A 24,066-nucleotide genomic window follows, 5' to 3' on the forward strand; every position below is an offset into this window, starting at 1 on the left:
TTGCCATTATTATTGGAACAATCTATGAGCGAACCAAACACGTTTACGCCAATTGTGTGGACCGAGCAAGGGCTTGATACCTTGCTCAGTGCCTCACAACAAGGCATTAGCATGGCCATTACCCATGTGTCGGCAGGTGATGAAGCGTATACGCCCTCGGCCACGCAAACCACATTGCGCAACGAGCAACAAAAGGTGCCAGTAGGCGGCGCCGAAATTATTAATGACCCCGACTATGGCAAGCAGCTACGCTTTAGCGCCTTGTTTGATGGGCCTAGTAGCTATGCGGTAAAAGAAATTGGTATTTGGTCAACCAATACCTTAGTGGCGATATACAGCATACCCAATCAGCAGTTGAATTTTAAATCGGCCGATGCTGCATGGCTTGAGGTGTTTAACCTAAGCGTATCAGCACTGCCTAGCCAAAACATCACCTGTCAGGTGGGGGTTAACAACGCCAATGTGTTTTTAACCGAAGAGCTACTCACCATGACCTACGCGCAAACCCTTCAAAGCAAAAACTTAGTTAAGCAAATACAGCAAAACTTTTTGATTCAAAAAAAGCTAAGAGCAGCAGGATTATAAGGAGCCAAAATGAGTATAGATTTAGAGCTGGCCAAAATTACTAAAATTGTCAGCGAGCAAACAGACGCGTCAAACAACTTAAAAACCGCCATTGAAGACTCTTGGCAAGAGGTTGAAAAAGTACACGACCTTGCAAAACACAACCACCAAGCAGTACACGACTGGCAAACCAAAACCGGCCAAGTCACATTAAAAGATTTAGACAATAAAGCCTATCAAGTTGATACGCTAGCAACGCTTATTAACGAAACTCAAAAAATAAACCCCCACCCAGAGGTAATGAGCAAAGCCCAGTTTGATGCCCTGCGTCAAATGCGCAAGCAACAATATGCGGGTTCAGGGTTTGTAGAGTGGGGTAAGCACATAAATACTCCGCAGTACCAATCCGTTAATGAGGGGATGTGGACTTGGTTAAATCGCACTAATTCAATCTCGTTGGGGGTTGCAGATTCAGACATCGGAGGTATCGGTGTATCGCCAAGCAATCGCTCTAAAGTGTTAGTTGATGGAGTCTTTTTGGCTCTTTCAAAAGTTGCACATAGAGATTATGTACTACCAATACTCCCCCCAGCCCCAGATGGCACTAAAACTTACGATTCAGCTACAGGCAGGGTAACGCAGCATGCTAATGCGATAGAAGCGTTTAATGAATGTAATACGAGAGCACCAAATGGAAGCGCAGTGGGGGTTTATGATATTGAAGCGGGCATATATAGTTTCAATGGAACAAGTGCTGGGGGTTTTGTCTACAGTAATAAAGCAGCTTCAGGGTCTCATCAAGTAGAGATTGTGTTCTCTAGCAGCACAGATACATTTGTTGAATTTAGAGACTCATCAGCAGCGAATGGTTCGGATCCACTTATAAAATTGATACAAGTGAGTGCAAATACCAAGGACACAATTAAATTCACACATAACTTTGCAAACGGTGGCGTTTATCTTCGTGTTCCTACCCCCGTAGCAGGCCAGCAGATCACAATACATAGTTGGCAAACGTTGCCAAGCACCGAGCAGGTGATCACCTCTCGTAAAGACCTAGTATTTTTAGAATCTTGGCATGAAAAAATTGCCGATAAAGATGTGGTATACCCATTGGGTAACGTGCAATTTGGCAAAGACAATTATGAAGGCATGAGTTTAGCTAATAACCTAGTTGCACAAGGTTACTCAGCCTTTGGTGGGTGGGATACTGATACCAAAGGCTATGGCGTTAAATGGTCAACGCTATCGGCTGTAAATCGCGTGAAATTTTTAAAAAATCCCGAGCACAATATTTATTACGACCCAGAAGCCAAAGCGTATATTCAAGTGCGCTACAGAATACGTGTAACTGAAGGATGTGGAGATGATTGGGTTGAATCAATAACACCCACAAATAATAATTACTTTCGATATAATAAATATCACCAAAGTGGATATATCAGCCCTCAAGGTGTTGGTACCATAGCAAAGGATTTTAATCTATCTTACCCTGTATTTACATCTGCAAATAGAAGTGATGCGGCTCTAAAACATGATGATTATCTATATGGGGCCGCCGTCTCACGTAATAAGCCTGCTGAAGTAATCGCATTCGAAGGCTTATGTTTCGCAATCCCAATTGCGCTTGTGCAACGTTTAAACCAAGGGGCTTATCACCCCACTTATAACCCAATGGGGTGTCGCCGTTTCCTAAAATCAGGGTTGGGCCATGAACCTTGGTACAAGAAGGCGGCAGAAGATATTAAAACAGCACTACAGTGCTTTGATATTGGCGAAGCGACAGATTATTCAAGAGTGTCGGGCGGATCAGGATTTATCGGCAGCCCAGCAAGTTCGGGTCGTCCAGATCAATATAAGTACTATGACGCCATTTATGCGGGTCAAGTAGAAGACTTGCGCTTAAACGCTAACAAGCTAGATAAATCACAGCTTCTTCAAGAATCAATGCAGAAAATCATGGAAGGTAAAATCAGAGGTCGTGAAGCACCATGGTTTACGCAAATCTTGCCAGTAACCATTTCTGATGGTAGCAGAAGCTATGCCCGAGTAAGGCTCTCAGCAGAAGATTATGACAAAATAGCCAGTTTAATGGGGTTGCCGGGCAATACCGTCAGTGTAGATCCACATAGGTATAATTACAGCGTCATGTTGGTCAACCCTAACACTGGCAAAATGGCTTTAACGACACATATAAGCAAAACATATGGTGGGATGTATGTGCCCTATAAGCAAGGGGTGAGCAACGGCATCAGTGACGATTTAATGATTGCTGATATTGAACAGGATATCGACTTTGTACGTGAACAGAAGGCGAATTTATCTGGTCGTTCGCAATTGATTATGGACGGTAGTACTAGCACCATTGAAACGTCATCCTTTGGTAGCGCAGGAGATACGATTTATTTGCTGGTATCAAGGCGTTTAAGTGCTAGCTTTGATGCTATACCACAAGCTGATATCGTTGGACACCCTGAAAAAATTCTAGAAGCCTTCCCTGATGGTGTATGTGGTAAGTGGATACCCGCTTTGCCAGATGGGGAAACGCAGACGTATTTCTTTAATCGCAAAATGCGTAGCAATAAACCCACGCTCTGGGGGTCTACAACAAATGCCGGTGTGAATTGGACATTTGTTGATGATATGCCCAGTGGAATGGATGCAATACAAAACGCTCGTTCTCATAATAAGCCCGCAAACAGCGTTTACCTATATTTTTATGACGCGCTGAGCTCTTTCACTCAGTCAGATACTAATCGAGCTGTAACGTCTTTTGGTAATGTATTAGTTACACAAGATAGACATGTCTCTCATGGCAACAGGCTAAACGAAAGTTTAACCGAAAATATTGGCCGTTCAGACAGGTCACATAATAGGCAAAGTCAGTTAGTGCTTCAGGAACAAGGGAGGGTGAACGATGGAGGAAAAATAGACCTTACCTACTATAGTGCGCCGAAGCATGCAGAAATTAATTTTTCAGCGACCAAAAATGATACACGGGCGCTCAAAAGCATGGTTACCTTGATTGACAAAGACGGCTTACTTTACGCTCAGTTCCATGGTTGTGAGTTACAGTATGTTAAGCAAGATGTGACCGATATTTCAGAAAGCTCTACTGAACCAAGGGGTAACTATAGCGTTTACAGAATAACTGATGGTCCATTAAAAGGCCGTTTACTGAAAAGGCTGGAAGGGTCTTCAACCAACGTGCCTTTCAATGATGTTGATTGGTCAATCGATGAAAAGGGAATTAAGTATCGTAGTAATACCAATCACTCTTTTATATTTTTCAAAGAGAGCTTTAACTGGGGTGATGACCAAACCATTCCTATCGTAAATGGCGAAGATGTTAAAACTGACCTAAACGGCAACACGGTAAAAGTGTTTTGCCATCATACTCTGCTGCCACTGGGGATTGCCAGCCACTAATTTAGTGGTTTTTCTTTTCTAATCAACAAAATAAGTAAGGGTGCATAGGCTGTTGTGGTAAGGCTGCAAGCGATGTTTGCATTGGCAGGTCAAACTTGACCGATATTTTAACGCGGTTCTCGCTACAGTATGCATATCATGGCGAGCAATTAAATACTTGCTTGCGTGTAGGCAAAATATCTCATCTAGTTGATGTTTTGCCCCCCTTTGGCGTGTGCGCCATTACAGTTGTAGCTTTTGGTCTGTTGGAAGCCAAGGGCTATGTCTCTCTTATAGTTGGCTTTATATATACCCATTTTATTAAAACATTGCTCATACAAGCGAGTTAAGTGACGCAGTAACAAGGTAAAAAATAACGACTGTAGAATCACTACATAACGGAGTTTTTATCTTGTTACTCAGCCATTTACTTATCCTGTGTTTGAGTGCTTGTTTAATGCAATGGGTATTAATCGTCTGCCAAGCAGGCGGTTAAATAAAGAGGAAAGGAATAAATATGAGCATAGAAATCACGCTCGCAAAGTTACAGCAGCAAGTAACAGAGCAAACCGACGAATGTGCCAAGTTGGTCACATCAATGCAAGACAGTTGGCAAGAAATTGACCAAGTACATAATATTGCAAAACACAACCACCAAGCAGTACACGATTGGCAAACCAAAACCGGCCAAGTCACGTTAAAAGATTTAGACAATAAAGCCTATCAAGTTGATACGCTCGCAACGCTTATTAACGAAACCCAAAAAATAAACCCTCACCCAGAGGTAATGAGTAAAGCCCAGTTTGATGCTCTACGCCAAATGCGCAAGCAACAATATGCGGGTTCAGGGTTTGTAGAGTGGGGTAAGCATTACTTACGTTCGGGCTATGCCTCTGAGCCGATAAATGAAGGATTGTTTTCAGTTAGTGCTGTTAGTTATGAAAATACACTGTCGTTGGGCATTTCTAACTCAATATACAGTGGGGGAAATTCACGAACGTTGGATGCAAGTGTTATTATTGATGGGGTGTCTCTAAATTTAACACAACATGTGATTAACAGCTATGGAACTGCGTTTCTAATAAAAATGCCTCCAGCCCCAGATGGCACGAAAACCTATGACTCAGCAACTGGCACAGTCACTCAGCATAGCAGTGCAGAGGTAGCATTTGCGTCTGAGACTCAGACAAACAAGGTTATTACCTCGCGTAAAGATCTGGTGTTTTTAGAGTCATGGCATGAAATAATCGCTGATAAAGATGTGGTCTACCCACTGGGTAACGTGCAATACGGCGCTAGCAGCTATCAAGGTATTGCGCTACTTAACAACCTTGTAGCACAAGGCTACTCAGCCTTTGGCGAGTGGGACACCAATACTAAAGGGTACGGCGTAAAGTGGTCTACGCTATCTGCCGCTAACCGGATCAAGTTTTTAAAAAATCCTGAGCACAATATTTATTACGACCCAGAAGCCAAAGCGTATATTCAAGTGCGGTATCGGGTGAGAGTGGTTGAGGGTAAGACTGATAGCTGGAGAGCTGTACAAGCTAACAACCCTCTTTTCGCTGCATCAATCTATTCTCCCGTTGAAAGGGTTATACCTCGTGGTGCACTGGTAAATCCATATAAAGATCTTGGGAGAGCATCATTTTATTACTATGGAATTCATTCAAATAATGATCAAAGTAGTGAAATCGGAATGCTCAAATCGAGAACAACAAATGCTAGTAATGTAATTGACGCTATCGGATTTGAAGGCAAGTGTTTTGCAATCCCAATTGCGCTCGTTCAGCGATTAAACCAAGGGGCTTATCATCCAGTTTACAATCCAATGGGTACAGGTAGAAGAAGGGTCCACGGCGGATACTATTACACGTGGTATCAAACTCACGACCAGCTTACAGAGATTAGTTCGGTGTATGATTGTTTCGATAGTCAGGCGAATAATGGTGGAGGGAATAAAGGAGAACATGGTTTTTCATATATTGAGAATGGTGCGGTTTATTGTGGTCGTTCTGATCAGTACAAATATTACGATGCAATCTACGCAGGCCAAGTTGAAGATTTGCGCTTAAACGCAAATAAACTAGATGTAAACCAGCTACGTGAAGACACCATGCGCAAAGCGGTGGCCGGCACATTGCGTGGCAAGGAAAAGCTGCCCTTTACCCGAACTTATACTTATGTTAAATCAGGCGGCTTCTTTAACAACACAGGCTACTGGTTAGGTGAAAATGGCTCGGCACATTTGAATACTGAGAATTTGATTGCAAAATTTGGGAAAAGGCCGAGCCCGGTTCCGGTAGTCTCCTCTCTAACTGGTTCGTACCACTGTGGCGCTGGATATATTTACCGTCATGATACTCAGCAGCTATTGCCAATTATTAACAAGTACTCTCCAGATGACTTGCTATATATTCGTACGGAGCAAGATGTACCGAATGGCACGCTACTGACTATGATATGGTCGTTTGATACACAACTAGAGATGCCCAGCGCTGAATTTGACTCACTCCCTTGGGTGGATATTATTGGTTCGCCCGACAACATTTCTCAGCTATTTCCAAATGGCGTGGTTGGCCAGTGGAACCCAAATCATATTCCTGATGGAACGGGGGCACGTTTTGCTTTAAATAAAAAAGTAGTATCTGATAATAACGACGTGGCTATATTTTTTAATGGTGAAAAGTGGGAAAGCAATGAAAGGGCAATGAATCTCATTCAGAAGAGCAACTCGGTTTCTCATCCAGTTATATTTGGGCAAGGCAATGTGGCTCTTTATTTCTACGAAACGAGCTCAGTTAGTACTGAACCTGCAAATAACTCGAATGTGATTGGAGAGGTTGGTAATGTGTATGCATCATGCCACTCCTCTCAAGTGGAAGGAAGCAGACTGACCCATTCACTAACAGGGTTAATTGGCAAAGCGACAATTGATCCAGCTCAAGCATATATAGGTAGTGTTGATAGTTATCGAGTAAGATATAAAAAAATTGATTCTAGTCACAACTACAGCCCTAAACACAAAAAAATAAATATACCTAAGCAAGGAAACGCATCTCCCTTGATTAAGTCGCTTTATTTGGTCACTGAAAAAAACGGCCTGTTATATCTTCAATTCAATGGTGCTGAACTAAAACACAATGGCACCGACTGGGGCGATGACCAAACCATTCCTATCATCAGTGGCGAAAACGTTAAAACCGATTTAAACGGCAACACGGTAAAAGTGTTTTGCCATCACACACAACTTCCGCTGGGTATTGCCAGCCACTAAGGACAAATAATGCAACAAACGAACGAGCAGACTGCGCAAGCGGTCGAGTCAACTGTGTCTGACGAACAGGCAATAGCACAAACATCAAGCAATGAGGCGGAGTTTACACAACTCAACGAAGCTGCAATTAGCTACGATGACGTGCTAACTAAAATTGCGTTACGCCATGGGCAAGCGCAAGTAGAGCAAGCACTAAAAACCGCTATTGAGCAAGAGCAAGCGGCCCATGTGGCGGCATATCAGCAATGGGAACTGGAGGTGGTAGAAATTGAGGCGCAGCGCCAAGCGGCCTTAGCACATAATGCAAACCTTGATGATAACAGCGACCCGCAATTACGTGATCAGCAATTACCTGTACCAGAGCTACCCCAGCAACCTCAGATTGATATGTCTTTGCGCAGAGCCTGTTATCGCAAAGAGCATGTAGAGGTTGACTTAGCAATTACGACTGAAGTGTCCCCTGCTCGCACAGAGTTTGACGATGACGCGCTGGTGGCACGTATTTACCCGCAAACTCAAGCCCATTCAGCTGAGCATATTGCAACGGTACAACGTGCGCGTTTTAAGCAAACACGCAGTGCGCAACTGGCACAGCAAACGGTTACAGTTGATGAGTTTGAATTTGACGCTGATGAGCTGAGCCAGCAACGCATGGCGCGTGCCATTTTGGTAATGGATGAACAAGATACCACCACATGGATATTGGCTAACAATGCGGTGGTTGAGGTTACTAAAGCACAACTATTTAGTGCCTGTAAACTTGCATCTGAGCAGCAAACAGCATTGTGGATCAGCGAATAAGGTTGTAATACAAGCAACTTTTAAAGACCACCTCCGAGTCATTCTGACGAAGGTCAGAACCTACTGGTATTTAATACCGGGCTTAAACAAAGCAAGGTCCTGAAACAAGTTCAGGATGACTACTTGATGTCATTCTGACGAAGGTCAGAACCTTCTGGTATTTAATACCGAGCTAACACAAAGCGAGGTCCTGAAGCAAGTTCAGGATGACTACTTTATGTCATTCTGACGAAGGTCAGAACCTTCTGGTATTTAATACCGAGCTCACACAAAACAAGGTCCTGAAACAAGTTCAGGATGACTACTTTATGTCATTCTGACGAAGGTCAGAACCTTTTGGTATTTAACCACCGAGCTCACATAAAGCAAGGTCCTGAAACAAGTTCAGGATGACGTGTATTTAAGCTTAGGGTGACGACTATGTGTCATTCTGACGAAGGTCAGAATCTTTTGGTATTTAACACCGAGCTTAAACAAAGCAAGGTCCTGAAACAAGTTCAGGATGATGCGTACTTAAGTTCAGGATGACGCGTACTTAAGTTCAGGATGACGGGTATTTAAGGTCAAAACCCTATCAGCGAATGGCATGCCCCCTTAGTGGGCTTTTTATGCTTGAACAATTAATATTTAACTTTAAAGGAGCACAGGGTGGCTATATTAACCCGCGCAGGGCGTATCGAGCTTGCTAAAGCTGTTGAGCGCAAACCAATCTACTTAGCTTGGGGGCAGGGTGCCATAGAATGGGACTCACAACTTCCTCCAGAACCAAGCACCAGTACCGAACTTGCCAATACTTTAGGCTACCGCAAGGCAACCCGTGTGTTGTTTTGCGAGTCTGACGATGAGGGCGAAATTCAAGTACCTAATGGGCGCTACAAAATAGTGAATTACCCCACACCTAATATTTACTGCCAATTTAACTACGACTTTGCAGATGGTTTATCACAAACCATTAGAGAGTTGGGCTTGATGGTTGGCACCTTACCAAAGCCAGAGCTACCAGCGGGTAAATTGTACTTGCAACCACACGAAGTGGCTGACAAAGGCACTTTGATGTTACTTGAACATCGGCCTGCTATTTACCGCGACCAAGGGGTACGCGAGTCGTTTGAATTTGTAATTAGCTTCTAAGGGAGCAGTATGCAACCACATATTTATGAGCAAATAAAGGCGCAACACCCTGATTATTATCAGAGGTTTGACGCGAACAAACAATACCAACAGATTTTATTTCGTGCTGGCAAAGGCTTGCAAAGTCGAGAACTAAACGACGTTCAACAGCAAGTAAACCATCAAGTTAAAGGTGTGGCAGATGCACTACTCAAAGATGGTGATATTGTCTCTGGCGGTGGGGTTAAAGTAGAGAGCGGACAAGCTAGATTAGCTGCCGCATCGGTTTACCTTCGTGGTGCAGTGCGGCCAATACCAGAAACAACATTGGCATTTAATAACACAGAAGACGCCCTTATTGGTGTGTTTTTAGATAGCACCGTAGTGACTGAACTTGAAGATGGTCAGTTACGCGACCCTGCGGGTGAAAACTCTCCTATGGTACATCATAACTTTGATGAACCCGGCGCGGCACGTTTGCAAGTAACGGGTCGTTGGGGAATGTTGGCGGGAGCACAAAATGCCAATACTGAATTTTACCCCGTGTATCAAATAAACCAAGGGGTGTTAGCAGTCAAAGAAGCCCCACCACAGATTGATTCTATCACCACGGCTTTGGCGCGATATGATAGGGAGTCTAATGGTGGTCACTATGTGGTTGAGGGGTTAGGCCTGCACTACATTAAAACCGACAATGGCGAGCAGCATTTTAGTTTACAGTCGGGCAAAGCCCATATTGGTGGTTTTGAGCTTAATTATGCCATGGCATTGCCTGTGACGTTTAAGTCAGAGCCTGATGTGCAGGTCATAAAAGCTGAAAAAGCGCCACTGCAAGTAGGTGATGATGCGAGCAAACCCATAAAGGTTGATTTTGCGCCACTAAAAAGTGTTGATAGGGTGAGTGTTGAAGTGCGCACCACCAGCACATTAACCCGTACCGCACAACTCAAAGACAGCTTTGCGCAAACCAGTGTGGTTAAAGTCGACAAAGTATATGTTGGCGATACTGTGTACGTGGATGGTGAAGATTACGACTTTATCGACAACCACATTAGCTGGCGATTAGACAGCCAGCAAGAGCGCCCACCTGCGGGCAGCAGCTATCAAGTAACGTATGTGTATGCGCGAGTAGTTAATGTATCGCATACGCAAACACATTACCAAATTGATACCGCATTTTTAGCGCCGGGCGATACCATTTTAAGTGATGAAATTGAAGCTGATTATCAGCGCTTAAACCCGCGTATTGATTTGTTTGTGCTCAACAAGCAAGGCGAAGTAAAGCGCATAAAAGGCACGTCGGCTTTGGAGTCTCCATTGCCACCGGCAGCCCCAGAGCAGCACTTGCCTTTGGCTTATGTGTACCAGCAATGGGGCGACTCTGTACCGCGTATTGAGTCGGTGGCTATTCAAGCCGTGAGCATGCTGGACTTACAAAATATGCAGCATCAAATACGCGATTTATATCAGTTGCTTGCGATAGAGCGGCTACGCAATGATGCAAACACACAGGAACCGGCCAGCAAGTATGGGGTATTTGTAGACCCATTTTTAGATGATGACTTGCGCGATCAGGGGCTTGAGCAAAATGCAGCCATTATTGACGGTGAGCTAACTTTGCCTGTTAACCCCACAGTGATGGCGCTTGATTCAGAGCAAACGCAATTACTACCTTATGTGCTTGACGATGTGCTTATTCAGCCAAAACGTACTGGCGCTATGAAGGTAAACCCTTATCAAGCCTTTGAACCTGTGCCTGCACAGGTAACACTCACGCCGAATGTTGACCATTGGACAGAAACCAGGCAGCGTTGGAGTAGCCCAATTACACGGCGCTTTAATCGCGGCAGTGGCCTTGTACAGCGCATAGTAACGACAGTGGCAACACAGCGAGTAGGCGTACAAACCCAGCAAGCAGAGTTTTTACGCTCACAAACCGTGCATTTTAATATTACAGGGTTTGGCCCAGAAGAAGAGCTTGAGCGGGTTGTATTTGACGGTATTGAGCTAACAGCACAGGAGGCATCATGATCAAAGCAAATGCAAGCGGAGAGCTAACCGGTAAATTTACGATTCCAGCCAGTGATGACATCGCCATTCCTGCTGGTGTAAAAACGGTGGTATTTGAAGGCAAAGGTGAAAATGGCTCACGCGGGTTTGCCACTTACACGGGTAGCGGGCAAATTCGCACCGAAACATTAGCACAAGTAACCACCATTACTACTGAGCGCTTTGATCCATTGGCACAAACGTTTACCTTGCAACAAAGCCGATTTATTGCCGCTGTCGAGCTGTATTTTACCGCTAAAGGGGCTGAGTCTGTACAGGTACAAATACGTGAAGTGGTACAGGGTATACCCACACAAACGGTATTGGCACAAAGTCGTATGCAAAGTGATGACATTTCACTTAGTGATGCCACTTTGTTTGAATTTACCCCGGTATTTTTACAAGCTGGACAAGAGTACGCCATTGTGGTGCTAACTGATGGTGCGGATCATGAAGTAGCCATTGCTGAACTGGGTGAGTTTGACCAACAGCACGGTTGGGTAACTAGCCAGCCTTATCAAGTTGGCGTGTTGTTATCATCAAGCAATGCCAGCACGTGGACGCCACATCAAAACAAAGATTTAACCTTTAAGTTAAAAGCAGCCAAGTTTACGCAAAATACTCAGAGTGTTGAGTTAGGTAGTGTGGCAGCACACAGTGTGAGTGACTTAATGGCGCTTGCGGTTGTACAGCGCCCAAGCTCACAAACTGATGTTGATTTTACATTTAAAGTGGCAGGTAGCAATGAGGTACTGGCAACAGTGCAAGAGTGGTCGCCACGCCAACTTAGACAAAAACTCAATGATACAACCATTAATGTTACTGCTAATTTGACCGGCAGTGAGCTTTTAAGCCCCGTACTGTTTGCGGGCAGTCAATGTGCATTAGGGGAGGTTGAGCAAAACGCCCAATATATTACTCGTGAGATCACCTGTCATAGTACGGGTCAATTTACAGTGAGCTTTGATGCGGTACTTGAAGGGACTGCGTCGATTGAGGTGTATTTACTCGACGCTGAGCACAGTACAGCCGTTGCACTAAGCCGCTCAACCATTAATGACGATGGCTGGAAACAGCTTGATTACATTCATACTTTTGCAGGGCAAACCACTACGCCAGATCAAAACTTGTTAAAGCGCGTGCGGCTTAAATTGGTTTTAAACGGTAATGAGGCGAGCCGGCCAAGAGTTAAAAATCTACGTGCATTTTCAACTTAAGGAGCGAATATGACCGTCGAAATTAATACCCCTCACCGCGACTACCCACTACCACACCAAAACAATCTACTGGAACAAGACGTACTACGGCTTATTCAAGCACTTACGCAAATTGATGTGGATGTTGAAGCGCAACAGCAGGGTCAAGCTTTATTGCAACAAGCACTTGAGCAAGTTGCGCAAGTTGCGCAAGGTAGTGACGCAAAGCTGGAAGAATTAAAAAGTCTTTTAAATCAGCGGCAAGTAGCCCATCAAGAACTTCATCGTAAGCAAAAAATTAATCACCTACTTGGTGAATCACTCTACCCACTTTAAGAGGACATTATGGCAACTATCAACAATGCCGTGCAAGAAATGGTCGACCATCTGGTTACCAAAATGCGCAGTAATCAAAAACTCAGCGCAGAAGAACAAACTTTAGTCAGTAACGCTATTCAAAAGCTCTCTAGCAGCGCAGATTTAGAAGCTGCGATTGTGGCGATTGCGCAAGAGCATTTGGGTGAGGCGACAGGGCATATCAATAATGCCAGTGATTTGGTTAAAGAGCTACAAGCAGACTTATTAGCGCAATCAAGCAATTTATCACTGTTACCAGAGCTTGAGACAAAGTTTAATGAGATCACAGAAAACCTAGTAACAAATGTTGAGGGAAAACTTGATGAATTACCTACAAGGCTAAGTGAACCTCAGCGTAAACTTGGCGAGATGCATTTTGTACTTGATTACTATGATAATACAGCTGCATTACTTAAGGATATAAATCAGAATTATGGTGCATACAATGCGATTAGCTTAGTGAATTACGATACAGGTACATTTCATTTGTATTATGATGGGGGATCAGAAACCAACGCGAATAACCCCGCAGTCATTTTAGAAATGGACCCTCAAGGAGCTGTGAAACAGTCTCCGCGTGCAACTTCTTTATCTAGTTCAAATAATGCCAATTACATTGGTTTTTTTGTCAATACAGATAAGCAAACGCATTTGTTTACTTATCAAAATGACACAAAGTTACTCTCGCTTTACAAGCAAAATGAGTTAAATGTGTTATCGAGTCATAATGTTGATTACTTCAGAGTGTATCAATCACCGCAAACAAAAGAGTTGTATATCGTTGACTCAGAGCTACTGCATGTGTTTGATGGCTTAGCGTGGCTAAAAAAGCTCGACCAAACTTTTGGTAGTGAAAGTGAGTTCGTGGAATGGGCGGCACAAAATAACTTGGTGGCGCTAAATGATTTAGTGATTGAGCCAAACCCAACTAGTAGTAGTAATATGAACACTTCTACAGGTTATGGTACTAGTTTAGCTTATCTGGAAGTAAAGCGCCCACCAGTCCTTCTTGATTTAAGTTATCAAAATAGCACATACAAGACTTTGGATTCGATCCCGACTCAAAAATTGGCTCGCAATAGAATGAGTTCACATTTCGGCAGGACAGATAATTTATTATTTACAAGAAGCTTTAAAAGCAGAGTCCATCTCCCTGATACTGAGTTACCAATCAAAGCAATAATTGAAAGTGTAACTCCTAATAATAATAATAACTCTGGACACGGTAATTATGACGCTCAGTTTTATCCACAGATGGTAGGGTTTTCTCCGATACATCGAGCAATGATTATATTTCAGCGGGTTCGGTTTTATTACAGTGGTAGTAGCATTGTTAACACTGGGCTTTACCGTGTTTATTACGCATAAGGAGGGAATATATGTTTAACTGGTCAAATACAAAACACGCCATTTATTTACATGGTACTTATTTACTTACACACCCTGAATCAGGTGAGCGCTGGCAGTCAAAACAGCAGGCGCAACTTTGGTTTAATGAGTATCAAGCGCAAGAGCAACTACGTGAAGACGAACTTGCACAACAAAGCTCGCCTGAGTTAAAAACAGTAAAATTGCAATCTGTAACTGGTGCGCTGCGTGTACCCAGTGATTTATCGAGTGGAGTCGTCAAAGTAACGGTTGCCGAAGGGCAAAATGTCACATTAACGGGTCAATTAGAGATAGACGATGAGTCTTTTTTGTTGCCGGTGTTGCGCGATGATGGTCGCCGAATTTACTTTCCTATTGAAGTACAAGGTGGCCAGTTTAATGCAATATTTAACTTTCCTACTTCTGGGCGTTTCGAAGTGTCAGCGGCATTATTAAATGAAGACTTTGCAGCCCCGCGTTTTAGCGCCAGCAATATTACGTTTTATGTTGTGCGAGAGGCGCAAGCTGCAAGCTAATTTAGTAAACGGTCAGAGTTGACCTGTTTTAAAGCCTAAAAATTAGTAATATACACATAAGCTGAAACATTAACTTAAATGAGTTACTTAGTTTAGCTGACACAATCCCATCTTTGCATCTTTAGCCTACTCAAGTGAGTAGGCTTTTTTATTGGGTTTAAAGTTGTATCACCCTGAACTCACATATTCGTCATCCTGAACTTGTTTCAGGACCTTATTTTTTGAGTTCGGTGTTAAATACCAGAAGGTTCTGACCTTCGTCAGAATGACAATAAGGGGTGTCATTTTGAACTCATATACTCGTCACACTGAACCAAAACTTTCGTCATCCTGAACTTGTTTCAGGACCTTGTTTTTTGAGTTGGGTGTTAAATATTAGAAGGTTCTGACCTTTGTCAGAATGACAATAAGGGTGTCATTTTGAACTCCTATACTCGTCACAATGAACCAAAACTATCGTCATCCTGAACTTGTTTCAGGACCTTATAAAGTTATAAAGCGGTCAGAGTTGACCTGTTTTAAAGCCTAAAAATCGCTAAGATACACATATACTGAATAATTAACTAAATGCTTAAACAGCAGCATTTAAATAAGCAAGTCTCCATTATCCAACCAATTGGCCCACATTGTTATGTGGGCTTTTTTATTGCCTCAGAGGTGCATTATGCGCGTTTTTAACTTGTTAGATATGTCTAAGGTGCCATTACCCGACACCATTACTGAGCTGGATTTTGAGCAAATACTATCACAGCTTAAAAACAAATTACTTGAACATTACCCACAGTATCAAGAGGCTTTGAGTTTTGAATCAGAGCCAATGCAGGTGATGTTAGAAATGCTGGCATACCAGCAATTATTGTTTGACGGGAAGTTAAACGACGCTATTAAAGGCAATATGTTGGCAAGTGCTAAAGGAAATGATTTAGACGCCATTGCTGCCCGTTATAACGTTGATAGGCAAGATAAAGAAAGTGATGAACGTTTTCGCCGTCGCACTCAAATGGTATTTGAAGGTTTAAACACGGCAGGCAGTAAACAAGCCTATCAATTTCATGCGCTCTCGGCAGACCCACGCGTAAAAGATGTATATGTTGCAAGCCCTGAGCCTTGCGACATTCATTTAACCATTTTAAGTCATGAACAAAACGGTGAACCGTCGGATGATTTACTTAAAACACTAAAACAGCATTTCGGTTTATTACCTACTGGTAACATCGCTAAGGAGGCCTCAAAAGTAAGGCCACTTGGCGACAGGGTAACGATTACTGGCCCTGACATTAAGCATTTTGACTTAGCAGTGTCGATAAATATTGCCCCGGGCCCTGCTGCATCCGTGGTTGAACATACGGTAAAGGCAGCATTGGCTCAGTATTTGGCCCAGCAAACCTTACTAGGTCGTGACATTAACCACATGGGGTTATTTGCGGCGCTGAACCAACCGGGTGTTGAAAGTGGGCAAATAATCAGCCCTATCGGCGACATCAGTATTGGTGCAAATCAAGTGGCGATATGCGATAGCATGACTGTGCAAAGCTCAGTGGTGGAGGCGTAAATGGATAACTACGCAAACCTACCTAAGTTATTGCCAAGTAATGCCAGTCGATTGCTACAAGCACTCACGCAACTATTAACTTATCCCGATAATACCCAGCTATTGCACGATATTTGGCACCCGCAGGCATGCCCTGCGCAGTTATTACCATGGCTTGCATGGTCACTGTCGGTTGATGATTGGAATGATGCGTGGAGTGAAAAAAATAAACGCCAAGTGATTGCCGATGCGTTTACAGTTCACCGTTATAAAGCCACGCCCTTTGCGTTAAAAAAAGCCCTAGATAGTTTGGGCATAGAAACCGATATTCAAGAATGGTGGCAATCACCCAATGCCAAACGCGGCACTGTGATAGTTAATGCGTTGGTGAATGCAAATCTAGATAGCAACGAGCAGGGTTTGTTAACCAAGGCCATGCTTGAGCAGGTAAAACGCATTATTAATACCGCCAAACGGGCATCAATACATATTGAAGTACAGCTTGGCATTTCACTTAAAGAGCAGTTTACAACCGGGTTGTTTAGTGGTGCAGGGATTGGTCTTGCCAACAAGGATGGGGCATTTAACGGCGTACACCCGAATGCTGGCGTACTTGAATCGGGAGCGTTATTGAGCAGTACGCCCGGTGTGGGTGCTATCAATAAACAAGCACAATTCAAAGGGGTTACGCCAAACAGTGGACAAGCAATGCTTGGTGCGAACTTAGCAACATTGCAAGGCGTTGCTGCGCTTGATATTGATGCCAGTCTACAGGGTATTGTACCGAATCGTTTAGATACACAAGTGGGCGCTGTGCTTGCAGGTAAAAGCGCAATTGCAAAATGTGAGTATCAAGCTGCTTGGCTTGGTATTACGCCAAATAGTGGACAAGCAATGCTTGGTGCGAATTTAGCAACATCGCAAGGCGTTGCTGCGCTTGATATTGATGCCAGTCTACAGGGTATTGCACCGAATTGTTTAGATACACAAGTGGGCGCTGTGCTTGCAGGTAAAAGCGCAATTGCAAAATGTGAGTATCAAGCTGCTTGGCTTGGTATTACGCCAGAACCTGCGGTAGTTGCACAGGGCATAAGTGCGTTATTAAGGCGCATTCAGTTTAATCATTTAACTTTACAAGGAGCAACGTAATGTCTGCACTTACCTTGCAGTTTACTCAAGCTGGCTTAGATGCCTTACTCAGTGCCACACAACGTGGTTTTAAAGGCAAAATTAGCCATATGGCATTTGGTGATGCCGCTTATACACCAAACAAAACGCAAACCGCATTAAAGGGCGAAAAAGAACGCGTTGCAATTGTTGATACCGACTATAGCGATGGCGAAACCAGCGATCTTAAAATAGCCGCTAAATTTGATGCGCCACTTGAGTACGCCATTCGTGAGATTGGTGTGTATATTGAGTCACCAGATGACACTGGAGAACTTATTTTACTGGGTGTGTACTCGCAACCAGATACCACCCTTGGTTACCGCACACCCGATGTGAAAGTGTTGCAATGGTTAACGCTATCTTTGGCACAAATTCCATCAGATAGCGTTGAAGTAAATGTGGGGGTTGATAATCTTAATATTATCGTCGACAGAGAACTTGCCGATATGGCTTTAGTACAGCTCAACACCATGCAACGTCAAATTCAACAAGAGCTACGTTTAGTGGCACTAGAGCAAGCATAATTACTTTAAACAATACGGTTAACTTTCTTTTAAAGCGGACAGTATTGACCTGTTTTAAACGCTAAAAATCAGTAAGATACACATACACTGAATGATTAACCAATATGACAACGGATTAAGTATTTTACGTAATCCTGAACCTATATTTGTCATCCTGAACTCATGTTTGTCATCCTGAACTTGTTTCAGGATCTCACAAACCTAAACGATGGTGTTGCAGGGTACGAAGATCCTGACCTTCGTCAGGATGACAAGGTGCAGCATGTTTTAAGCGTTGTTTGCTAGTGTGAATTTATGTTCATACCCATGAACTTATACTCGTCACCCTGAGCCAATGTTTGTCACCCTGAACTCATGTTTGTCACCCTGAACTCATGTTTGTCATCCTGAACTTGTTTCAGGATCTTACAAACCTAAGCGATGATGTTGCAGGGTACGAAGATCCTGACCTTCGTCAGGATGACAAGGTGCAGGATCTTACATATCTAAATATTCAGAATAAGCACATTATTTGGCTTTTAAATTCAGTAAGTTAAGTACTTATTAAACATAAGGAATAACCATGTCAGAACAAGATAAAACCATGACGCAACGCCTGAGCGATGTGGTCACAGCAGCCGATGGCTTAACTCAAACGGTACAGGATCAGATAGGTCAGATTAATAGTACCGTGAGTGCCAAGATGGCAGAGGTTGACTCAAAAGTTACTTCGGCTGAAAATGCTTTCGATACGTGGAAAGAATCATTAGTAGAAAACATTAATGGAATAAATGTTTATAAAGAAGGAAATGTAAAGCGTTTTACATTTGCAACAACATTGGGTGCTGGCGGATGGACAGGTGATGCGGATGGTCCAGACTCGGATTATCGATACTGCGCTAACCCACAACCTCCGTATTTTATCAACATGCTAGAGTTCATCTCCTCATCGTCTTTTGGCGGTAACGGAGACTATTTCAAAGTCGAGTTTTTGATGACTCACCGAGGTATGTTTGCCTCTAATGGGTATACGGATCACCTAATCTTCACGGGAACTTCTGCACAGGATTCAGTGGCTGGTCAACTAGAAATTCGGAAGGTAGCTAATGATAAGTCTGTGTCAGTTTTCATTTCAGAGCCTAATAATCCTGAAAAGGAAATTCAACTAACCAATGAGCTAGAAGGGACAGTTCTGCCTGTTGCATTTCGCGCAATTGGTCAGGGAAGTCATAAAGGAATAGCTAGAATCGCTCTCAAGGTTGACACACGTCCACACTGTGGCTCAACAAGGGCGTTTAGAGTGAATTCAGAGTACACGTCAGTAAATGGGCAACCGTCAACTAATCGCATTACGCAAGAGAAACCTCATTGGGAGAGCTAATTATGGAAATGAAAGTATCTGATCTTGAAAATCAAATGCCAACTGAGCAGTTGCTAGAAGAAAGTAAATGGTCAACAGTCAAAGCCATTCGCGATGCACACTTAAAAGCAACTGATTGGGTGGTTGTAAAACATCAAGAAATCGGCGAAGCTTTACCTGAAGAATTTACACAATATCGCCAAACATTGCGAGATATTCCTCAAACGTTCGATAACCCAGATGAGGTGGTTTGGCCACAGAAACCAAGCATCTAACTTCCTTTCGGGCACGTTGTCCGCCGTTAATCCCACAGCCGATTCTTTGGCTGAGCATTTTATCAGAGATCACTATGAATCATCGCAGTACCCTAGTTGAAAAGGTGCTTGAGTACCTTACGTCTGGATTACAAGGTGTGGCTCAGATTGGGCTTATAAAACACACTTTACCGTATCCAGATTTAACACAAGTTGCGCAGCTGTGTGTCACGCTGGTTTCAGAGCGTCAAGCCAGTGAGTTGCAAACAACAGGCGCCGCATCAGGCGTGACTTATGGGCCTACTTCTAATAAGAACTTAAGCCCAAATCCACTCGACAGACGAGTGCTTAAGTTGCAACTAGATATTGAAGCCGAAGATGCCGATAGCATCGCGTTACTTGCTCGTTTAGACGGGGTGATAGATTCTGCTGAAGCACTGATGCAGGCAGACGGCGTGCCCGTTCCTTGGCAGCATTTTGTAGCGCAAAATGCACAATTTGCATTTACCAAACAAGCCGACGCCATGATTGGCAAGGTCACACTAATTTGGGAGTTTTTCTATCAAGTTGAACCACCTGAAGAAGCACCCGGCCCCACCATCACCGATGTTTATTTAGGTCCGCAAGGGGGTGAACATCATCATGTGGCAACCGTTAATGCGCAAGGTGAGGTCGTTATAGCGGAGGCAGACAATGCAGGCTAACCCACTACAAAGTAATCTAGCACAGGCGGATATGCAAAACCGTTTGGCCAAGTTAATTTCTTTAGGCACTGTGAATGAGGTGGATTACGAAACAGCCAAGGTACGCGTTAAAATTGGTGATTGGCTTACCACTTGGCTACCTTGGCTCACCAATCAAGCCTTTAATGATATGACTTGGCAGGCCCCTGAAGTGGGCGAGCAAGTAATGGTGTTAGCGCCTTGTGGTGACTTAGCTCAAGGTGTTGTGCTTGGGAGCGTGTATCAAAATGGTCACAATTTAGAGACGGTTGCTAGTGATGTTGCTAAGGAAGAGCGGGTAAATGTGCAGCGGACCAAATATCAAGATGGCTCAATGGTTGAGTACGACCGTAAAAAACACCATTATTTACTTGATGTTAAACAAGATACGGCAGTAATCAAGTTAAAGTCTGCTAAAGATATTATTTTAGAGTGTGACAACGATTTAAATATTACCGTAGGTAATAATGCCACCATTCAAGTGACGGGTAATGCAACTGTTAATGCCGATAAGCAAATTTCAGTCACCGCCAAAGAAGCGTTAAGTTTAAAAGGCTCCGAGGTAAATATTGAGTCAACCAGTGGCAACGTGGCAGTTAAAGCAGCGGCAACACTTAAGCTCAACGGTAGTCATATCAGTGCGCAGGAGTAAATCATGCCCGCTATTTCTTTAGATGGTCATATTACCAATGTGCATGTGGGCTTTTTGCCAGGCAGCGCCAGCGCATCACAAACAAGCTTTACGGTGGCCGGCAAACCTGCATTGCGCCAAGGTGACTCTATCAGTACGCACAGTATGATTGCGGACCCAAAAACCAAGCATATTGCTAAAACTATTTCGCAAGGTGCAGGCAGTTTTACCATTGCTGGTAAAGCGGTTGCCAGAATTGGCGACCCTACCAGTTGTGGCGGCAAAATGGCATTAGGTGAAGGTAGCTTTACCGTTGGCGGTTAGTAAGGAGGGCCAAGCATGATTGGCATGAACGCACAAACAGGTCGACCGCTATCGGGCGTTGACCATTTAAAACAAAGTATTCGAGATATAGTTACTACGCCTTTGGGCAGTCGCGTTATGCGTCGTGACTATGGCTGTGGTTTATTTGATTTACTCGACAGCCCATTTTCTAGCTCTTTAGTAGGGGATATCACCCTTGCAATTTCAGAGGGGTTAGAGAAGTGGGAACCACGCTTTCGTCTTGAATCAGTTGCCGTGCACCCCGCAGGCAGCGGTAAATTGTCGATAGATATTAACGGCCTTTATTTAATAAACGGTGAACCCGTGTTGATCGAAGGCATACAAGTTTAATCGTAACAACATAAAACAGGGCTTAATCAGCCAATTATTTTTTAAATCTTAAAACCACGCTTGGCGTGGTTTTTTTGTTTCTAACTGACATACCCTTAAAGGAGAATCATATGTCACAATTTCTACATGGTGTAGAGGTGATCGAGGCGCAATCAGGCACTCGTCCAATCAAAACAGTAAAAAGCTCAGTAATTGGTGTTGTAGGTACTGCCCCATTCGCTGATGAACAAGCTTTCCCGTTAAATACACCTGTATTAATCGCGGGTAAACGTGCAGAAGCTGCTAAATTAGTTAGTCCTGATAATGCTGACTTTAAAGCCCGTTTACAAACATTGCGTGATGCTGCTGAAGTAGAAGCCGTGGCTAAATTCACTGCAGAAAATGGTGATGTAGCGCCGACTGCTGATGAGCTAGTTACTATTCAAGAAAAAGTTAAGAAAACAGTTACAGATATTGAATATGACCTTAAAGGTACATTGGTGTCTTCGATTGACGGTATTTTTGACCAAGTAGGCGCCGTGGTGATTGTGGTCCGCGTTGCTGATGGTGATGAAGCCACGGTAACTAGCAACATCATAGGTGGTGTTGATAGCGAAGGTGCCTATACAGGTATGCAAGCATTCTTGGGTGCTGAGTCAGTTGTTGGTGTAGCACCGCGTATCTTAATTGCACCAGGATATACTCATCAAAAGAATGGCTCAGAAAAGAACCCAGTTGTTTCAGATATGGTTGGTATTGCTGAGCGTTTACGTGCGGTGATTATTGCTGATGGTCCAAATACAAATGATGCAGCTGCAAAAGCATATCGTAAAGACTTTGGCTCTCGCCGTGTATTTGTGGTTGACCCTGCAGTAAAAGTATTCCGTGATGGCGCATCTGTTGTTGAACCTGCCAGCTCACGTGTTGCGGGTATGATTGCAAAATCAGATAACGACCGTGGTTTTTGGTGGAGCCCAAGTAATACTAATATGAATGGTATTGTTGCAACTGCTCGTCCAATTGACTTTCAGTTAGGCGACGCTAACGCACGTGCAAACTTGCTAAACGAAAATGAAGTGGCGACGATTATCCGTCAAAATGGCTTTAAACTTTGGGGTAACCGTACCTGTTCTGACGACCCTAAATGGGCATTCCTATCTGTAGTCCGTACCGCAGATATGATTAACGACTCATTGCTACGTGCGCACATGTGGGCTGTAGACCGTAACATTACTAAAACGTACATCGAAGATGTAACACAAAGCGTGCAGTCATACCTTGATAGCTTAAAAGCACAAGGTGCTATTTTAGGTGGTCAAATTTGGGCTGATGCAGACCTAAACACACCAGCAAACATTCAAGCAGGTAAAGTGTACTTTAGCTTTGACTTTACACCACCTACACCGGCTGAGCACATCACCTTCAAGAGCATTCTTACCAACAACTACCTAGAGGAAATCGTATAATGGCAATGTCTCCTAAAATCCTAAAAAAATTCAAGTTATTCGTTGATGGTAAAGGCTACTTAGGTATTGCTGATGAAATCACATTACCAAAAGTAACGGTTAAAACACGTGAAGTAACGTCAGGCTTTCAAGCGCCAATTGAACTAGATGTAGGTCAGCTTGAAAAACTTGAAGGCTCAGTAACACTGCTTGAGTACAACGCTGACATGATGAAGCTACTAGGTGACTGGAGTGGTAAAACAACACCACTTACAGCACGTGGTGCGATTCAAGCACAAGGCGAAGAGCCAGTACCTGTAAAAGTAACTCTTGAAGGCTTCTTCAAAGAAGTTGATATGGGTAACTGGAAAGACGGCGAAGAAGCAAAATTAACGCTTCAGTACGCGGTTCAAAAATACAAGTTAGAAATTGGTCAGGATGTTATTTATGACATCGACCTACAAAACGACACTCGTATTATCAATGGTAAAGATCAAATGGCACTACTACGTGCTGCAATTGGAGCGTAATAAGTTATGACAGATATCATTAAACTGAACTTCCCAGTCACGGTCGATGCGCATGAGTATGCCGAACTAACAATGAGACGACCTAAAGTGCGTGATCGTTTAATGGTGGACAAAACAGATTTGAGTGAGTCAGAAAGCGAAATTCGCTATTTCTCAAATCTGTGTGAAGTCTCTCCTGAAGTGATAGAAGAGCTTGATTGGAGTGACTTTGTTAAGTTGCGCGAAAAACTTCAGGCTTTTCTCGTATCCCGCCCAAGCGTTTAAAAGGGATGGTTATTGCCCTTGCTAAATATACTGGGTGGGGCTTAAACGAGCTTAACGCGCTGACCGAACCTGAGCTTTGCGATTGGTTCGAGGCAGCCGTAGACTATAAACAATCTACTGAGGCAAATTAAAGTTTGCCATCAGTACATCAAGGCAGGTTTTTACCTGCCTTTTTTGTACTGCAAATAATATTTACCAGTGTTATTTGCAGTACAAATAAACCCTCTATTGAGGTGAATAACACCACGCCTGTTAGCGCATCGCCAAACCTCCTTTGGCTTTAGTCAATATTCTCAACAGGCACTTCGCTCATTTCTTTGTATTTCCTAGGTATCG

At 43.5% G+C, this 24,066-nt stretch carries 22 protein-coding genes; all 22 read left to right on the forward strand.

Translation table 11 applies throughout. The features are described from left to right. Positions 1 to 24: 24 nt before the first annotated feature. Positions 25 to 585, forward strand: a complete 561-nt coding sequence (locus tag OCI93_RS10235) for a phage tail-collar fiber domain-containing protein (RefSeq protein ID WP_261592334.1) — start codon at positions 25 to 27, stop codon at positions 583 to 585. Between the two features lie 9 nt (positions 586 to 594). Continuing rightward, positions 595 to 3,993 (forward strand): hypothetical protein, encoded by a 3,399-nt coding sequence (locus OCI93_RS10240; RefSeq protein WP_261626343.1) that lies wholly within the window; start codon positions 595 to 597, stop codon positions 3,991 to 3,993. A 496-nt stretch (positions 3,994 to 4,489) separates the two neighbouring features. Further along, entirely contained in the window at positions 4,490 to 7,249 is a 2,760-nt protein-coding gene (locus OCI93_RS10245) for a hypothetical protein (protein WP_261626344.1), read from the forward strand. Positions 7,250 to 7,258: 9 nt separating this feature from the next. Continuing rightward, a complete protein-coding gene (locus tag OCI93_RS10250; protein WP_261626345.1) occupies positions 7,259 to 8,050 on the forward strand; it encodes a DUF4376 domain-containing protein in 792 nt (263 codons plus the stop codon). A gap of 648 nt (positions 8,051 to 8,698) precedes the next feature. Beyond that, positions 8,699 to 9,181 carry a hypothetical protein gene (locus OCI93_RS10255; RefSeq protein ID WP_261626346.1) on the forward strand — a complete coding sequence of 161 codons (483 nt, stop codon included), beginning with the start codon at positions 8,699 to 8,701 and terminating at the stop codon, positions 9,179 to 9,181. 9 nt (positions 9,182 to 9,190) lie between these two features. Beyond that, positions 9,191 to 11,191: a DUF4815 domain-containing protein gene (locus tag OCI93_RS10260; RefSeq protein ID WP_261626347.1), complete on the forward strand. Its 2,001-nt coding sequence runs from the start codon at positions 9,191 to 9,193 to the stop codon at positions 11,189 to 11,191. Then, on the forward strand, positions 11,188 to 12,426 hold the full coding sequence (locus OCI93_RS10265) for a hypothetical protein (protein WP_261626348.1): 1,239 nt from the start codon (positions 11,188 to 11,190) through the stop codon (positions 12,424 to 12,426). The genes OCI93_RS10260 and OCI93_RS10265 overlap by 4 nt, the downstream gene beginning before the upstream one ends. 9 nt (positions 12,427 to 12,435) lie before the next feature. Further along, complete coding sequence (locus OCI93_RS10270; protein ID WP_261626349.1) at positions 12,436 to 12,741, forward strand: hypothetical protein; 306 nt, start codon at positions 12,436 to 12,438, stop codon at positions 12,739 to 12,741. Positions 12,742 to 12,750: 9 nt separating this feature from the next. Then, a complete protein-coding gene (locus OCI93_RS10275) occupies positions 12,751 to 14,130 on the forward strand; it encodes a hypothetical protein (RefSeq protein WP_261626350.1) in 1,380 nt (459 codons plus the stop codon). A gap of 11 nt (positions 14,131 to 14,141) precedes the next feature. Then, entirely contained in the window at positions 14,142 to 14,666 is a 525-nt protein-coding gene (locus OCI93_RS10280) for a hypothetical protein (RefSeq protein ID WP_261626351.1), read from the forward strand. 664 nt (positions 14,667 to 15,330) lie between these two features. Then, positions 15,331 to 16,218 carry a baseplate assembly protein gene (locus OCI93_RS10285; protein WP_261626352.1) on the forward strand — a complete coding sequence of 296 codons (888 nt, stop codon included), beginning with the start codon at positions 15,331 to 15,333 and terminating at the stop codon, positions 16,216 to 16,218. Next, positions 16,219 to 17,346: a phage tail protein I gene (locus tag OCI93_RS10290; RefSeq protein ID WP_261626353.1), complete on the forward strand. Its 1,128-nt coding sequence runs from the start codon at positions 16,219 to 16,221 to the stop codon at positions 17,344 to 17,346. It begins immediately after the preceding gene. Further along, complete coding sequence (locus OCI93_RS10295) at positions 17,346 to 17,891, forward strand: phage tail-collar fiber domain-containing protein (protein ID WP_261626354.1); 546 nt, start codon at positions 17,346 to 17,348, stop codon at positions 17,889 to 17,891. Before OCI93_RS10290 ends, OCI93_RS10295 begins: the two co-directional genes overlap by 1 nt. A 562-nt stretch (positions 17,892 to 18,453) precedes the next feature. Beyond that, positions 18,454 to 19,251, forward strand: coding sequence for a hypothetical protein (locus tag OCI93_RS10300; RefSeq protein WP_261592347.1), 798 nt, complete (start codon positions 18,454 to 18,456; stop codon positions 19,249 to 19,251). A 2-nt stretch (positions 19,252 to 19,253) separates the two neighbouring features. Beyond that, on the forward strand, positions 19,254 to 19,505 hold the full coding sequence (locus OCI93_RS10305) for a phage tail assembly chaperone (protein WP_261592348.1): 252 nt from the start codon (positions 19,254 to 19,256) through the stop codon (positions 19,503 to 19,505). A 74-nt stretch (positions 19,506 to 19,579) separates the two neighbouring features. Further along, the gene (locus OCI93_RS10310; RefSeq protein ID WP_261626355.1) at positions 19,580 to 20,188 is read left to right on the forward strand and encodes a hypothetical protein; all 609 of its coding nucleotides are present in this window, start codon (positions 19,580 to 19,582) and stop codon (positions 20,186 to 20,188) included. Next, the gene (locus OCI93_RS10315) at positions 20,178 to 20,858 is read left to right on the forward strand and encodes a phage baseplate assembly protein V (RefSeq protein WP_261626356.1); all 681 of its coding nucleotides are present in this window, start codon (positions 20,178 to 20,180) and stop codon (positions 20,856 to 20,858) included. Before OCI93_RS10310 ends, OCI93_RS10315 begins: the two co-directional genes overlap by 11 nt. A 3-nt stretch (positions 20,859 to 20,861) precedes the next feature. Beyond that, positions 20,862 to 21,161: a PAAR domain-containing protein gene (locus tag OCI93_RS10320; protein WP_261626357.1), complete on the forward strand. Its 300-nt coding sequence runs from the start codon at positions 20,862 to 20,864 to the stop codon at positions 21,159 to 21,161. Positions 21,162 to 21,176: 15 nt separating this feature from the next. Next, positions 21,177 to 21,512 (forward strand): GPW/gp25 family protein, encoded by a 336-nt coding sequence (locus OCI93_RS10325; protein ID WP_261592352.1) that lies wholly within the window; start codon positions 21,177 to 21,179, stop codon positions 21,510 to 21,512. 110 nt (positions 21,513 to 21,622) lie between these two features. Then, on the forward strand, positions 21,623 to 22,957 hold the full coding sequence (locus tag OCI93_RS10330) for a phage tail sheath subtilisin-like domain-containing protein (RefSeq protein ID WP_261592353.1): 1,335 nt from the start codon (positions 21,623 to 21,625) through the stop codon (positions 22,955 to 22,957). After that, complete coding sequence (locus OCI93_RS10335) at positions 22,957 to 23,466, forward strand: phage major tail tube protein (protein ID WP_083330482.1); 510 nt, start codon at positions 22,957 to 22,959, stop codon at positions 23,464 to 23,466. The genes OCI93_RS10330 and OCI93_RS10335 overlap by 1 nt, the downstream gene beginning before the upstream one ends. Before the next feature lie 6 nt (positions 23,467 to 23,472). After that, complete coding sequence (locus OCI93_RS10340) at positions 23,473 to 23,730, forward strand: phage tail assembly protein (protein ID WP_261592354.1); 258 nt, start codon at positions 23,473 to 23,475, stop codon at positions 23,728 to 23,730. The last annotated feature ends 336 nt before the right edge of the window (positions 23,731 to 24,066 follow it).

Source organism: Pseudoalteromonas holothuriae (genome assembly GCF_945859825.1).
Lineage (GTDB): Bacteria > Pseudomonadota > Gammaproteobacteria > Enterobacterales > Alteromonadaceae > Pseudoalteromonas > Pseudoalteromonas holothuriae.